The organism is SAR324 cluster bacterium, assembly GCA_015232315.1.
Taxonomy (GTDB): domain Bacteria; phylum SAR324; class SAR324; order SAR324; family NAC60-12; genus JADFZZ01.
This window is the reverse complement of the sequence record JADFZZ010000003.1, coordinates 62376-77263: the sequence shown is the minus strand read 5'-3', so window position 1 is coordinate 77263 and position 14888 is coordinate 62376. Positions and strand designations below refer to the sequence as shown.

At 45.4% G+C, this 14888-nt stretch carries 12 protein-coding genes; 6 read left to right on the top strand and 6 right to left on the bottom strand.

Annotated elements, in window-relative coordinates; translation table 11 throughout:
* The first annotated feature begins 17 nt into the window (after positions 1-17).
* The 3 genes from HQM11_03335 to HQM11_03325 are packed head-to-tail and all read left to right on the top strand — an operon-like array spanning position 18 to position 1718.
* The gene (locus tag HQM11_03335; protein MBF0350033.1) at positions 18-566 is read left to right on the top strand and encodes a hypothetical protein; all 549 of its coding nucleotides are present in this window, start codon (positions 18-20) and stop codon (positions 564-566) included.
* A gap of 56 nt (positions 567-622) precedes the next feature.
* A complete protein-coding gene (locus HQM11_03330; GenBank protein ID MBF0350032.1) occupies positions 623-976 on the top strand; it encodes a DMT family protein in 354 nt (117 codons plus the stop codon).
* Between the two features lie 4 nt (positions 977-980).
* Complete coding sequence (locus HQM11_03325) at positions 981-1718, top strand: hypothetical protein (protein MBF0350031.1); 738 nt, start codon at positions 981-983, stop codon at positions 1716-1718.
* 242 nt (positions 1719-1960) lie between these two features.
* Here HQM11_03325 and HQM11_03320 read toward each other — a convergent pair whose 3' ends face one another.
* The gene (locus HQM11_03320; protein MBF0350030.1) at positions 1961-6154 is read right to left on the bottom strand and encodes a DEAD/DEAH box helicase; all 4194 of its coding nucleotides are present in this window, start codon (positions 6152-6154) and stop codon (positions 1961-1963) included.
* Between the two features lie 231 nt (positions 6155-6385).
* Here HQM11_03320 and HQM11_03315 point away from each other — a divergent pair, with 231 nt between their 5' ends.
* Entirely contained in the window at positions 6386-7201 is an 816-nt protein-coding gene (locus HQM11_03315) for an SDR family oxidoreductase (GenBank protein ID MBF0350029.1), read from the top strand.
* The gene (locus tag HQM11_03310; protein MBF0350028.1) at positions 7198-7944 is read left to right on the top strand and encodes a helix-turn-helix transcriptional regulator; all 747 of its coding nucleotides are present in this window, start codon (positions 7198-7200) and stop codon (positions 7942-7944) included. The genes HQM11_03315 and HQM11_03310 overlap by 4 nt, the downstream gene beginning before the upstream one ends.
* A gap of 44 nt (positions 7945-7988) precedes the next feature.
* On the opposite strand, the gene HQM11_03305 is transcribed toward HQM11_03310, so the two are convergent.
* From HQM11_03305 to HQM11_03285, 5 genes are all read right to left on the bottom strand, one after another.
* Positions 7989-8525, bottom strand: a complete 537-nt coding sequence (locus HQM11_03305; protein MBF0350027.1) for a DUF3015 family protein — start codon at positions 8523-8525, stop codon at positions 7989-7991.
* Positions 8500-10404, bottom strand: coding sequence for a DUF4105 domain-containing protein (locus HQM11_03300; GenBank protein ID MBF0350026.1), 1905 nt, complete (start codon positions 10402-10404; stop codon positions 8500-8502). Before HQM11_03300 ends, HQM11_03305 begins: the two co-directional genes overlap by 26 nt.
* A gap of 136 nt (positions 10405-10540) precedes the next feature.
* Entirely contained in the window at positions 10541-10894 is a 354-nt protein-coding gene (locus HQM11_03295) for a four helix bundle protein (GenBank protein MBF0350025.1), read from the bottom strand.
* A 135-nt stretch (positions 10895-11029) separates the two neighbouring features.
* Positions 11030-12142 carry an NAD(P)/FAD-dependent oxidoreductase gene (locus HQM11_03290; protein MBF0350024.1) on the bottom strand — a complete coding sequence of 371 codons (1113 nt, stop codon included), beginning with the start codon at positions 12140-12142 and terminating at the stop codon, positions 11030-11032.
* A gap of 69 nt (positions 12143-12211) precedes the next feature.
* Positions 12212-13144, bottom strand: a complete 933-nt coding sequence (locus HQM11_03285; protein ID MBF0350023.1) for a response regulator — start codon at positions 13142-13144, stop codon at positions 12212-12214.
* Positions 13145-13370: 226 nt separating this feature from the next.
* Between HQM11_03285 and HQM11_03280 the strand changes: the two genes are divergently transcribed.
* Positions 13371-14792: a hypothetical protein gene (locus HQM11_03280; protein MBF0350022.1), complete on the top strand. Its 1422-nt coding sequence runs from the start codon at positions 13371-13373 to the stop codon at positions 14790-14792.
* Positions 14793-14888 lie beyond the last annotated feature (96 nt).

Here is a 14888-nt window from a genome sequence, read left to right as displayed (position 1 = left end):
ATTGTGAAACAGGAGCTATGGAAAATATTCAACGAATCAATGTAAAACTGTATACGGAAACCGCACAAAAAACCAAACTGGAACCCCTGCTTGATATTTTTCAAACATGGAAAGAACAGGACGCACAATGGCTGGATCTTGCGGACTATCTGCATATGCCTTATGGTCCCGGAGTCGTTTTGTTTGGCACTGTCAGAATTTTCAGTTTTGATCTGACGGACAACAAACCGGGAATTCTCTATGCTCATCGCAGTGGTCTGGAGGGAACGCTTTCTGAAAAGCTTAAATCGGTTTTAAAACAATCATGGGAATATTCCAAAAAACTGGCGGTTGATTCAAAATTTCCAGCATCAATTTCTAAAAATGTGCAACAACTTCAGTTGATGATTAATGATCGAACGCAGATGCCTGTTTCAGTGGCTCATCAACAAGCCCTGCAACAAGCCCTGATTTCTGCTTTGACAGAACTATTGGGACATGAAAAATTTCAATTATCACCACTGACTGAAACTGCCAGAGCCTGCGGATTCGAAATTCAATTAGGCAATCCTCTTCAACTTCATTAATTTTTTCATGAATACGAAACCCAAGTATTTGATAACTCTGTGAAGGTGTAAAAAATATGCGGTCGTATTTATTGACAATAGGGTTGCTTTGTTGCTCCAATGTGTTCATGACCTTTGCCTGGTATGGGCATTTGAAAAATATGGCCGAAAAACCCTGGATCTTTGCGGCTCTGGTCAGTTGGGGCATCGCATTGTTTGAGTATCTCATCCAGGTTCCGGCAAACCGTATTGGTCATGAGGTCATGAATGTCGGTCAGTTAAAAATTGTGCAGGAAGTGATTACCCTCAGTATTTTTGTTCCTTTTTCGGTATTTTATCTGCGAGAAAAACTCACATGGAATTATTTGTGGGCCGCATTTTGTCTGATGGGAGCTGTGTTTTTTATTTTTAGAGAAAAATGGAGCGGGTGATTGGATGAACATCCTGTTTGTCACATCCCGTGCAACATTTGTTCGGGATAATTATCAGTTTCTGTTTCAAACCTTGACTCAACAGCTTGCTTCAGAGCATCAACTCACATTACTCATCATTGATAATCTCACCGTTGGTGTATTGAAAAAAATTTTCAGATTCATTCTGATTGGTGGATGGCGAACTGGATGTATCATGTTGAAAAACATGGTGACATCCTTTTTGAAACAACGGGATCGCTGTTTTGCATCAGTTCATTATGTCAAAAACATCAATCATCCAGATTCAACTCAGTTGCTCAAAAGCCTCAATCCGGATCTGATTTTTAATTTAAGAACCAGAAATATATACTCTCCGGAAGTTCTCCGTATTCCCACTGTCGGTTGTCTTAATGTTCACCATGGGCTTCTTCCTGAAAATCGAGGAACCATGTGTAATTTGTGGGAATTGCTGAATAATCAGCCCACAGGTTTTTCAATTCACTGGATGATCACCAAAGTGGATGCGGGAGATATACTGGTACGCTATGAATTGAATGGCATACCGGGCAAGAATTTTGTGGAGTTGACTTATCAATCCAGTCTCTATGAAGCGGAGGCGTTGATTACTCTGATCCGTCAATTTGAAAACAAACAACTGCCTGTTCCCATAAAAAATCATAAACTTCCTCATACCCGGTTCTATAAAGATCCCGATTTTCAACAAATCAGACACATGAAAAAACAGGGATTGGTACTGTAAGGTTCATGTTCCATAAATTGCAGTCAAATGTTGCATAAAGCCTCACCGATTGGTCAATAAAAGCAGATAATTGCTTAATTTAATATCAACACAAATCAGTAGCTTATGAACCAGTTCCATGTTGAATCATATGTTCAATCCATTGTATCGCAATATGATTGTAATCCATGTTAAAGTATTAAATTGCTTAACTGTTAAAGCAAAAAACTATTTACAGTGGACAATTTCCCCAAGGCCGACTCTTAATTTTCCCTGATCAGCTTCAGCAATTCATCCGCTGACAGCTTGCCGCTCATTTCTGTTCCATCCAGCAGACTGTTGGCCAGTTCACGTTTATGCTGATGCAAAGTCACAATTTTTTCTTCAATGGTTTCCCGTGTCACCAACCGGTAAATGGTGACAGGTCGTGTCTGCCCGATCCGATGTGCCCGATCTGAAGCCTGGTCTTCCACGGCGGGATTCCACCAGGGATCCATGTGAATCACATAATCCGCGGCTGTCAGGTTCAGTCCTGTGCCACCGGCCTTGAGGCTGATCAGGAACAGGTCCGTTTTTCCCGTCTGAAACCGGTTGATTTCTTCCTGACGTTTTTTCTGTGGTGTGCTGCCATCCAGATAGCAGTAGCTGAATTTGTGTTGATCCAGGTATTCCCTGATGATGGACAGATGATCCACAAACTGGCTGAAGACCAGAGCCTTGTGTTTGTTTTCCCGCAATTCTGCCACCACTTCCCCGAACAATTCCAGCTTGGACGCGGCCAGAGGCATCTCAGGCAGAATCAATCGTGGATGACAGCAGATTCTGCGCAGTTTCATGATTTCTGCCAGAATCTGCAAATGTCTCGCGCCTTCAGGTCCCTTGAAATTTGCCAGGGATTCAATGGTTTTTTGTCTCAGGGCTTCATACATCGCCCGTTCTTCCCGGGTGAGTTCCACATGCAGTACAATTTCAGTTTTGGGTGGCAATTCCTGCAGAACCTGGCTTTTAATGCGGCGCAAGATGAACGGCTGAATGAGTTTTCTAAGGCGTTGGCGGGCATTGTTATCCTGATCCCGCTCGATGGGATATGCATAACGCTGGTTGTATTTTTCCATGGATCCCAGCAGTCCGGGATTGATGAATTGAAACAGATTCCAGAGTTCACCCAGATGATTTTCCAGCGGAGTTCCTGTGGTGATGATCTTGAATTCTCCTTGCAGACTCATTGCGGCCTGAGACCGTTTGGTATCCCGATTCTTGATGGCCTGGCCTTCATCCAGAACAATGGTGCGAAATTTCACGGGTTCCAGCAAGGCAATATCCTGTTGTAGCAGAGTATAACTGCATATGAGCATGTCGAACGGCCCAATGCCGCTGATGAGCGATTCACGATCTTTTCCACCCCAGATCACAGGCCGAAGGGTCGGTGCGAAGCGTGTTGCCTCGTTAATCCAGTTAAGACAGACGGAGGTGGGAGCAACCACCAGAGAGGGCCCTTCAGTGGCACGATCCAGCATGATGGTCATGGCTTGCAGGGTTTTGCCCAACCCCATGTCATCGGCCAGACAGGCACCGACACCCCAGTTTGCCAGACGAGCCAGCCACTCAAATCCCTCAAGCTGATATTCGCGCAATTCCGCCTGCAATGTCGGGGGCACTTCGGGCTGAATTTTCCGGGCTTTCTCCAGACGACTGAGCTGGCTGGACCAGGCTCGTTCGCCCTCAACGGCACCCACTTCATCGGTCAGATCGGGCAGAGCCATGGTTGTCAGTTTATGAAATTTCAAACCCTCTTTGGTATTGTCACCAAACGCCAGCATATCATCCAGACGTTTTCGGAAGGACTCGGTGAGTGCCATGAATTCCCCGTCACCCAGGGGAAGGAATTTGCCGGAGTGACTCTGTGCCAGTGTCAGCAATTCCTTGAGATCCATCACCAACTGGTCATCAACCTGAATATTTCCAGAAATGCCAAACCAGTCATTCTGATGCTTGATCGTCATGTGAACATGCTTCAGCGAGGTACGATGCCTGATCGCAAATTTTTCACCTTCCGGCCATTCCAGCACCACATGATCCTTGATATCGTCCAGTTGCAGTAGCAATTCCAGACAGGCTTCAGGATCCTCAATCAACCATTCCCGATCCTGTTCAGGAAAATAATTCAGCACCTCACAGGATTTCAACACTTTTGCCACATTGGCTTCTTCCCCGGACAAGGACCGTTTGGCCTGGATGCGTTTTCCTTCGATCTCAGTGATCACATGCTCTCCGCCCTTGCCGGCCTTGATCAGCAAACTACCCAATGGAAACGGTTTGACCATCAGATTCACACGCAGACCGGAACCGTAGGGATTCAAATTGACATGACAACGGGAATCCCCATCCACCGTTTCAACGCCTTCCAGATGTCCTTCCAGCGAAGAGTGGACTCTGATCATTGAGGAAAGTCCGGCAACAGCACGGGATAACTGTTCCTGGGCTTGTGCCGGAATACGGATCGGTTTGTTGTTGAATAGTCCTGCCAAACGCTGATGTTCCTGTTTGATTTGGATGACCTTGAACCGGGAGGCTGTTTCTTTGATAAGGATAACTCTGGCATTATTAAATTTTCCTATATCAATGGAAAACCTGAGATTGAATTCCTTGCCAACCTGTTCCACCCATAATTCAGGTTCATCCAGGATCACTTCCAGCAGAATCCCTGTGTTTCCCTGGAAAATCAGCGGGTGCCCGGCCAGGCTGTTCAAGACTCTGGACACAACTTCAGAATAATTTTCGGAATGGGGATAGGTGTTTTTCAGAACTTCCACCACACTGAGGATCTGTTCATCCTGCGCTGTCAGCAGGGATTTGAGGTTGTCATCTTCCCGCAGTTGTTTTACGGTCACGATTTTACTTCGGCTCCAAACGCCACTTTTGAGAATACTCTGAAGTTTCGGTGCGACTTCAAGGGAGTGGTCTTCCAATAGATTCAGCGGTTCGTCTTTTGCGGGGGCATTTCCCACATAATAGACAGGACGTTTAGACAAAGTGAAGGACCAGATCAGACGTTCCTGTTTGTCAACAGAGGCTTTCGTTGATTGTTCGCTCATTTGCGACAAGGCATCCAGCATGATCTTCCAGTATTCCACTTTGGGAATGTTGTGAATCAGACTTTTGAGTTTTAGTTTGTGGTCCAGGCGTTCCGTGCCTTCTTTAAAATGACGGTCGGAGGGTTCAACCTCATTCAGCAGTACAGAATATTCCATGGAGAACCATTCAAAGCCAAAGCGTTCCGCCTCATTTTTCCAGCGATTCAGAAATGTGAGCATTTTGGGAAGTATGTCAGGATCAATCCATGCTGTGACCAGAGCCGTGACCAGCATGCTGATGCTGGAATTTAAATGGCTATGAGCCCGGTTCAGCCAGTAGTTTGTATGGGGAATCTGGTTTTTTAACGAAAAAACCAGGGCTTTCAATGCGCTATGTGCGCCTTGAAACTGAGGTGACTCTTGTTTTAACGCGGCATCAAGATAGTTTTCAGCAACAGATACATTCTGAATATTTCGGTTTTTTAGCAGAGCCAGCACATAAAAGACTCCCAGAAAAGGGTCCAGGAGGACGAGTTTTTTTTTCCCTGTCAGTTTTTTAAGATAGGCAAGTGCACTTTCAAACTCGGTCAAAGCCCCGCTATTGTCATCTTTCAGAAATTTTATAAGCCCCCGCACCCCATGAAAAGGACTGAATTTTTCCTGTTTGATGAGCGTATCTGCCTTTTCCCAATTCCCCCGCAACAGATACAGGATAACCAGAAGTTGCCTGTATACTCCCTGTTCCTCTTCCTTGAGTTGGTTCAGACGCTGTTCTATGCGTACCATGAATGGTAAAACCTGGCTGTTCATTGTCATCAGAAGGTAGTCCGCCTGATAAAACGAAAGGTGTAGGCTCACTTGATTGGGCAGTAAATCCATCCAGTCGGAGAGGGTGCGTTTTCCACACAGATATTCCAGCACAGGCTTTGTGAGCCTATGGCCAAAGTCATTATTAATAGTGTGCATTGTGCTTATCGCGGAATTTATATTGCCTGAATATAATTCACTTCTGAATACACTGAGATGACGTTCCAGCGACTTATCGAAATAGGTTATTGACATGTGCCGACGAATCGCCCAGAGAATGTTTCTAAAACTTTCTTTTTGACATGCTATGGAGGTCAACTCTTCCACATAATCCGGATTGCATTCAAACTTCGCGTTGATCAAACCTTTTTTGATGAATTGTTTCAGGATGAGGGTCAGGGAATTTTCGTTGAGGGGAGTGCCTGACTGGAGTTTCGCCGCTATAATTATTTGCAACAAGATATGTTTTTGAGGCGCTTCATAGATGATGGAAAACAGTTCCAACAATTCTTGTTCCTGTGTAGTGAGTGTTGAGTAGATTTTTTGTAATTTGGGATGAATTTTGATTTCCGACATTCCGTTCTCTCAGTAGATATTCTGACTCAGGTGACAGAAGACGAGGACGACAATTGATCCTCAATATTTCGTGGTTACAATACATTTCAGCATGATTCTGCTACGGTTTTATGCGCCTCAACTTAAAAAAAGTAAAATCTGAAATGCAAAGTATTTCCATTCGTCCGCAAGTTTGTTACAACAATTTAAAATGTCTGTTTCTTATCCTGAACACTCTCACCGGAGATGACTATGTCACAAACCATCCTGATCACAGGGACATCCAGCGGGATCGGCAAAGCCGCCGTTCGACATTTTCAGTCAAAAGGCTGGAATGTCGCTGCCACCATGCGGACGCCTGAAAAAGAAACCGAACTCACCACACTGCCTAATGTGGAATGTATTCATCTGGATGTGACCGTTCCTGAATCTGTAAGAGACGGCATTGCCCGGGCGATCAAACGGTTTGGTAAAATTGACGCAGTGGTGAATAATGCGGGCTACGGCCTGATCGGCGCCTTTGAACTGGCAACCCATGAGCAGATCAAGCGGCAGTTTGAAACCAATGTGCTGGGTGTGATGGATGTAACACAGGCGATTCTGCCTCATTTTCGCGAGAATCGTTCAGGAACCATTGTCAATGTGGCCTCGCTCAGCGGTCGGGTGTCTTTTCCCCTGTTCAGTCTGTATCATGCAACGAAATGGGCCGTTGAAGGTTTTTCCGAATCGTTGCAACATGAACTGAAACCCTTCAATATCCACATGAAAATCATTGAACCGGGAATCGTTAAAACAGAATTTGATGGAAGTTCGAAAGACATGACGCATAGTGACACCCTCCAGGCCTATGACAAATACGTCAACAAAATCATCAAGCGGATCATGGGCTTTTACCGTTGGGGAACCACCGCGGAACATGTGGCGGAAGTGATTTTCAAAGCGACCACCGATTCCAGTTCCCGTTTGCGCTATTCTGTCGGGATTGATGCCAATATGCTGTTGTTGTTGCGACGGTTTGTGCCTGACAGCATTTTCAATGGAACCATCAACAAGAGCCTGACATTATGAGCCAGACCGCAAAACTGGTGGATACCCTGAAAAAGTATCTGAGAGCCAGGGGCATCACCTATAAAAAACTCGCTGGCGATCTCGGGCTGAGTGAGGCCAGTGTCAAACGGCTGTTTGCGGAACACAGTTTTTCCCTGAAACGTCTGGAAGAAATCTGCAAACTGATTGATCTGGATTTTTTTGAACTGGCCAAAATGAGCAAGCTTCATGATGATGGCCGAACCCATTCCCTGACGGTTGAGCAGGAACGAGAGTTGGCGGATAGCCCCAAATTGCTGGTGTATCTATACATGATCATCATCGGCTGGTCCCCCAAACTCATCATGGAAGAGTTTCATATCACGGAACTGGAACTTTCCAAAATTCTGCTGAAGCTGGATAAAATCGGGGTCCTTGAACTGCACCCCGGCAATAAGATCAAATTGCTGATTTCAGACAATGTTTTCTGGCGGAAGGATGGCCCGATCTGGAATTTGTATCGACCCAAAATTCAGCAGGAATTTCTGGATTATCCCTTCAATATGAGCAATGAACGGCTGGTGTTTATTCCGGGAAAATTATCAGAAGAGTCGATCAAAATCATCAATCAGCAAATTGACAAACTGGTGAAAATGCTCAAGGAATTGAACAACAATGATTCCACGCATCCGCCGGAAGACCGTCACAGCACCGCGTTTCTGATAGCGTTCAGACCCTGGGTATTGTCCCTGCTTTCCAGCATGAAACGACGTCCCGCTGAATGAACCGGGAATCCACGGAGGTGACGAAAATAAGGAATGGCTCCCAACTAGGATTCTTCTTCGGCGCAGGAATGATACAACTCATGGTTGTGGAAAACCACTTCCAGCAATTCATCGGTGATGCGGGCATGTGGATCAGGATCATTGGAGGGGGTGAATATCCTGGAATAGGCATTGTGCATGGTTTGGGCAAATACAGGATACACCTGACGGGAACAACCCACCACCACCGACAGGGCTTCCAGATGTTGGCCCTCGCCTGTTGACACCTCTTCTTTGACATACTCCAGATTTTCCTGCAGATATTGGTAAACCTGATTTCTGGGTTTGGGCTTGTAAAACGATTTGGAAGGGTGCCCATCCTGACATCCCAGCGTATTCATGGACTTGGTGGATGCCATGGAACTCGCTATCGGCAGATAGGTGGTGGTGAAAAACAGGCCAAACCCGCTGGAAACCACCGGTGGTTTCGGACATTTATGGGTTGCGTGCAGGGGATTCGGGTTTGATGCCAATAAACAGAGCAGACCCAAACCACTCATGAACCAACGAAGGCTTCTACCAATAATAATTTGCCGCCACATGATATTCTCTCCCATGATAAACCATTGTTTCCAGTCGGAAATCCCAATTTTTTGAGGGAAACAAACTGGTTATCGTTTCTATTTTGCAATCTTCAAGAGTTGGTCCAGCAAAACTCCTGAAACATTGACTCCTGAACATTAATTTCAGCCATGAGCCGCTCCACAGTCCGCCAATCTGCGGTGCGAGTCCTGTTGAAATTCTTGAAAGATTCGCCTGATCTCCCAGGATAAATCCATCAAACAGCGCAAAGCCAAGCCATTGACGATCTGTCGTACTCCACGATTTTCCTATGCCACCACTGGAATTCAATACTCGACACGTTCTGCATTTCATGGTGGAACGTTCCACACGGGCGGAAATATCCCATGACATTCCAGCATTTCCCGGCAATGATACCGGAAATGTGTTCAAGGCCATGATATCCACCAGAGTCAATTGGTCAAGAACCACTTCCTGATCCGGGTAAATTCTTAATCTCAAATCCAGCGTGACCAGTTGAGAATGAGGCAAATGTCCGGCATCATTCGCACCAAGATCATGATAGGAAGTCCAAAGTCCAATTTCTGTCGAGGCCCCCAGAGCGTCATTATATCCCACCCCCAACCTTATTTTTTGCGGAGGAGAACCTGCTGTCGGTGGCTCGGGGTTTTCGATTTTCCCGGGGCGGGTTATCATGGGGTAACGACTTCTTGCCAGCAGTATTTTATGTTTTTGCGCCACCAGGAGGTCTGCTGGTTTTTGTGACAACTGATACTGAAAATAATCAATCAGCGCATCCAGAATTTCCGTTTGCTGTTCCAGGGAAAGCTTCAGAAATTCAGGATCGTTTTCAATATTAGGGTTTTGAGACGCACCATTCAGGATTGCTTTTTGTGTTTCAGTGAGATTGTTGAATTTTTGCTGTAACCGACGCTGTCTTGAGGGCAACAGTGCTATTTTTCCCAACAGGGGGTTTTCATCCACACGGATCTGAGCGGCCCGATGAAAAATGCTCACAGGAATGCGCCACAAGGCAAAGGGCGGATTCAGTCGTTCGGTATCCCATGCCATTTCCAGAAGTTCACCCATGCGATAGGCACAGTTATCAAGAAAAAAGTAATATTGAAATTCGACCCCCTGAAGCAACTCCCACGCATGGTACACAAGTCGCTTTTTTTGAGTGTCATCGAGATTCAGAAAATATTCCCACAAATCTCTCAATTCTGATTCCCCATACAGATGATTGTAATTATAAAACCGTTCATCTGTGAAGCGGCCCGTGTATCCGCCGAAGATCCCTTTGAGCGCATACATGAGAGGATGGTCAGCCGGATCGACAATCGCTCCAAAATTAAGGGTCGGACTCAGAAGCGTGTGTCCGAACAACGGATGTCTGGAATTCACTTTAAGCAAGATATGACCGTAAATGGACGCCGGATTATCCATGTATGCTGAAACATAAACCAGGCTGATCGAATCCAGATGTTCCAGACTGATCCATTGTTCAAACCGTGGGCATGGAAGTTTTTTCAGCGTGGTCTTTGAAAAATCAAGTTGGGATTTCAGCCATTGAAACCGGGCCATGAACCGGCATTGTGCATGTTGGTCAGGATCTTCCGGAAGGTCTTCGAGCAAGGCGGAAAGCGTGGCAATCAATTCCGCTTCAGGATCTGACCGCCCGGAGGAGGATAAAAAAAATGAAGGTGAAATCACATCACTTTCTGTGTGCCACTGCCCCGGAGATTCCACAGGAAAATGATAATGCAGAAGTCGTAACCAGTAAGGATGCTCCGCCAGATTTTTGGAATGTGCCTGATTCCAGAGTTGTTGCAGATCTATTGGCTCAGTGGCGAAACAAGGTGCCCCGGCCAACAGCAGAATCAGGAAGAAAAAAAGCATCATTTCTAAAGGTTAAAGGTTAAAGGTTAAAGGTTAAAGGTTAAAGGTTAAAGGTTAAAGGGGGAAGGTTAAAGGTTAAAGGGGGAAGGTTAAAGGGGGAGGTTAAAGGTTAAAGGGGGAAGGGTTATGAGCTGTTTTAAGAATTTAGGCGTTTGCGTTTGGTTTTGATGAGGCCAGTGATCATGGAAGAGATTTCACGAGTTTCCCGGATCCATTGTAATCCAGTATCTTTGTCAATATAGTCGATATCGATTCCGATATAGATTTGGGTTCGTAATTCGCCACAGGATCCTTTGGCATAAGACAGAAAATTCACGCCATCTTTTTCTGACTCACGTTCAAAACCCTCAGCGATATTACTCGGAACAGAAAGCCCTGAACGGGTAATTTGATCCTTGAATCCAAAATCTTTGAGATCACGTAAGTGTTTATAAACTTCTGCACTCAATCGTGCCGATCTTTTCCACACCTCCAAATCCTCAAATCCCATGAACCTATCTTTCACCTTTCCCCTTTCACCTTTCACCTTTCACCTTTCACCTTTCACCTTTCACCTTTCACCTTTCACCTTTCACCTTTCACCTTTCACCTTTCACCTTTTACCTTTTTTAACCTTTAACCTTTTTTAACCTTTAACCTGATTAAAAACATGCTTTCCAATAGCGAGACAGGAAGTCAAACCAGGTGATTCAATGCCAAACAGATGAACCAGTCCCGGAATGTGGTGAACCGAGGAATCCTGAATTACAAAGTCATGGAAGGTACTGGTCGGTGATTGCAGTTTGGGACGAACTCCAACATATCCCGGATTCAGTTTCATGGATCCCAGAGCTGGATAATAACGTCGAATGGCTTCTTCAAACAGGGGCCTCCGCTCTTCCATGACATCATAATTTTCCGCTGAAATATATTCCGTGTCCGGACCGAAACGGGTTTGACCGGCAAGATCCAGAGTGGCATGAATGCCGAGTCCCGCGCCGCTTTTTTCCGGAACAGGATAGATGAGATGATTGAAGGGACTTTTTCCGGACAGGGTGAAATAGTTGCCTTTGCACAAATACAGAGGAGGGATCAGCGCTGGATCAAAGCCGTTGATGGAATGAGCGACGGTCTGAGCACCAAGTCCAGCCGCATTGACCAGGATCTGGCTTTCGAAGCTATAGAGTTCGCCCTCATTGTCGGCTTCAATCAAAAATCCGTCGGGAACCAGACTGACTCGTTCCAGACGTGTTTTTGCCGATAAAAAGCCTCCATGATTTTCCAGGGATCTTAAAAAGGAACGCATCAGGCTGTGAGTATCAATGATGCCGGTAGAAGGTGAAAACAGGGCTTTGGTCGCTTTGACCAGTGGTTCTTTGTTTTGTAAATCTTCTTTGGATTGCCAGATCAAATCGTGAACACCATTGTTCTGTGCTTTTTTGAGAATTCCATCCAGAACATCCTCTTCCTCTTCACAAGTCGCGACAATCATTTTGCCGATCCGTTGATGAGGGATGCTGAATTTTTCACAATAGGCATACAGCAGTTCTTTTCCTTCGACACACAGTTTTGCTTTGAGCGATCCTGCGGGATAATAAATTCCGGCATGAATCACTTCACTGTTACGACTGCTGACTTCCTGCCCGAAGGAAGCGTTTCGTTCCAGAACAACGACAGATTGACCTGCATTGGCAAAGGTATGAGCAACAGCAAGCCCCACCACACCGGCACCAACAATGGTGACATCAACTTTTTCCATGAATCAGTCCTTTGAATTTGGATTTTTGTACGGTCACAGTGAAGTCCGTGACACAGAGGATGTAAATAGTCATTCCCCTCGGGGAATTCTCAATCTTTTTTTCAAATGCATCCGATTTCCTTTTTCGTTCCAGGAAACTTCATCCATGAACATCTGGATCATCATGATGCCACGACCACTGGCCGTCAATAGATCCATGGGATCCCTTGCTTTGAGAAGTTTTGCGGTATCAAAACCTTTGCCTTCATCTTCCACATCAAACGTAACACCCACAATAACATGCGTAGGATCTTCTGTGGAAATCCCCTCCGGTGCCACATGACAGTGGGCATGAACCTTGCGGGTTCCGAAAATCGGATCAACTTCACGCAGTCGAACCATATTTTCAAACTTATCCCAAGATTCTTCCTTCAATCTGGAATCCACTTCCAGGCTTCCATGAATGAACGCGTTGCTCAGTAATTCATAAAGCGACGTGGTGATTTCCTGAAAGCCCTCATTGGCCATACGACACAGGGGCGCATAAATTTGCTGAAAGTGGGAAACCGCGACACTGATCCAGCGTGTCTGGCAAGGCAGAGTGAGCGTGGTTGAACTTTCCATAAAGGGCAGAAGGGCTGGTAACTCCTGATGGAGCTGACAGACTGCGGCAATTTTCTCAAGAACTTGCTGTAAACTGGCAAGATTCAGCGGTTTGAGCATGTAATCAAAGGCACTCAACCGCAACGCCTGAATGGAAAGATCCAGATCCCCATGTCCGGTCATGATCACAACCGGTATTTCAGGATCCAGATTCCTGATCTGTTTTAGCAGAGACAAACCATCCATTTCCGGCATTTTAATATCGGTCAGCACCGCGTCAAAACCGGGTTTGGTCTTGGAAAACAAATCCAGGGCGATTTTACCATTGACGGCCGTCACGACGTCATGCCCTTCGTGGCTGATGGTTTCAGCCAACAACTCCAATAATAAATGTTCATCATCCACGAGCAAAATTTTCATAAGCCTCTATTGTTCATTGGTTGGTGGTTGTTCTGCCAGCAACAGCGGGAGTTTCTGTTTTGTTGAAATTTTTATTTCGGCCACCCATTCATTAAGCTGGTTCATGAACATTTTTTCATCAAATGTCGATGTTTTTTTAACCTGGAATCAGCTATTGCCAAGTTGGAGCACAATGGTTATATAAAATGACAGCGTTCCCGATTTTACTCCATGGAGTTCTTGCCTTATGCCCTTTTTTCCAATTCCACGCCGATCCCGTTTTCTACTCCTGCTGATTCTGGTGTCACTGGGACTCGGTCTGATTCCAACAGCATGGTCCGTCTATGTGATTTTTCCGGAGTTTATGGAACAACTCACCCGAAATACTGAAGATGAGGCCATACGAGTGGGCAATCACCTTTCGCATTTAATTTATTCCGGAGATCTAAAGACACTGGAATCCATGGCAATCACCTCCCTAATGCGTGAGGAAGTCAAAATGCTGAAAGCGGACCTTCAATTGATGAAACTCAAGTTGTTCTCAGCTTCTGGCAAAGTACTGTTTTCAACAGAGGCTCTTGATATCGGCCAACTCAATGAGAATGCGTATTTTCATGAAATTGTCGCAAAAAAGCAGGTTTACAGCAAAGTGGTTCAGAAAAATTCCCCCTCGATGGAAAATCAGATTGTGACAGTGGATGTGGTAGAAACCTACGTACCGCTGGTACATGATGGTGAATTTGTCGGTGCAATCGAAATCTATTATGACATCACGAATAAACGGGAAAATTTGAAACACCTGGTTCAACGCTCCGCTTTGATTTTATGGGTCATGGCATCTGGAATGTTGGGGATCATTCTGTTTTCACTGGCTCTCATCAACAAATATATCCGCGAACGAGAAACCCGTGAAGAAACACTCAAACGGGTGAACATGGAACTGGAGAAGGTCAATCATGAAATGAGCCAGATTCAAGGGCAGTTGATTCAAACGGCCAAGCTGATTTCTCTGGGAGAAATGGCTTCCGGCATTGCCCATGAAATCAACCAACCCCTGAGCATCATTAGTTTGGCGGCTGAAAATTCCTTGATGCATCTTCCTGAGGATGCCGTGAAAGCAAGAGATTATGTGCATAAAATCACCCAGCAGGTTGAGCGTTGCGCACAAATCACCAACCATTTAAGGACCTTCGGGATGGAATCGAAAATCCAGAAAAACGAGCATTTTTTACAAAAAATTCTGGAAGACGCCATGTTGTTCACAGGCGCTCAACTCCGAAACAGGGGCATTGACATCCAGCTTCAGAACGATAAGGGGCAACCGACCATTCTTTGCAATAATATCCAGATTGAACAGGTTCTGATCAATTTAATCAGCAATGCCCGGGATGCCATGGAATCCGCACCTGTCAAACGGCTACAGATCCATACTTTTTTTCAGAAACCGTGGGTGGTGATGGATATTTCAGACACAGGAAGCGGAATTCCAGAAGCAGTGCAACACAAAATCTTTGATCCGTTTTTCACCACCAAACCCCCGGGAAAAGGCACAGGCTTGGGCCTGTCCATGAGCTATGGAATCATGAAGGAACATGAGGGAGAAATCAGGATTTTCAATACCGGGAAAGAGGGAACGACCATCCGGTTGCAATTTCCTGTAGCAGGATGAGACACTTCTCACTAGGAAATAATCACCCGGACCATAAACATAAGCCGATACAATTTATAAATTTAATGGATTAGAACAGGCTCTTTTTTGAGAATT

Bases quoted from the DNA above. Each gene is read 5' to 3' on its own strand.
- HQM11_03285 (MBF0350023.1), bottom strand. From the start codon at position 13,144: ATGAAAATTTTGCTCGTGGATGATGAACATTTATTATTGGAGTTGTTG.
- HQM11_03315 (MBF0350029.1), top strand. From the start codon at position 6,386: ATGTCACAAACCATCCTGATCACAGGGACATCCAGCGGGATCGGCAAA.
- HQM11_03295 (MBF0350025.1), bottom strand. From the start codon at position 10,894: ATGGGATTTGAGGATTTGGAGGTGTGGAAAAGATCGGCACGATTGAGT.
- HQM11_03290 (MBF0350024.1), bottom strand. From the start codon at position 12,142: ATGGAAAAAGTTGATGTCACCATTGTTGGTGCCGGTGTGGTGGGGCTT.
- HQM11_03335 (MBF0350033.1), top strand. From the start codon at position 18: ATGGAAAATATTCAACGAATCAATGTAAAACTGTATACGGAAACCGCA.
- HQM11_03330 (MBF0350032.1), top strand. From the start codon at position 623: ATGCGGTCGTATTTATTGACAATAGGGTTGCTTTGTTGCTCCAATGTG.
- HQM11_03305 (MBF0350027.1), bottom strand. From the start codon at position 8,525: ATGTGGCGGCAAATTATTATTGGTAGAAGCCTTCGTTGGTTCATGAGT.
- HQM11_03325 (MBF0350031.1), top strand. From the start codon at position 981: ATGAACATCCTGTTTGTCACATCCCGTGCAACATTTGTTCGGGATAAT.
- HQM11_03310 (MBF0350028.1), top strand. From the start codon at position 7,198: ATGAGCCAGACCGCAAAACTGGTGGATACCCTGAAAAAGTATCTGAGA.
- HQM11_03280 (MBF0350022.1), top strand. From the start codon at position 13,371: ATGCCCTTTTTTCCAATTCCACGCCGATCCCGTTTTCTACTCCTGCTG.
- HQM11_03320 (MBF0350030.1), bottom strand. From the start codon at position 6,154: ATGTCGGAAATCAAAATTCATCCCAAATTACAAAAAATCTACTCAACA.
- HQM11_03300 (MBF0350026.1), bottom strand. From the start codon at position 10,404: ATGCTTTTTTTCTTCCTGATTCTGCTGTTGGCCGGGGCACCTTGTTTC.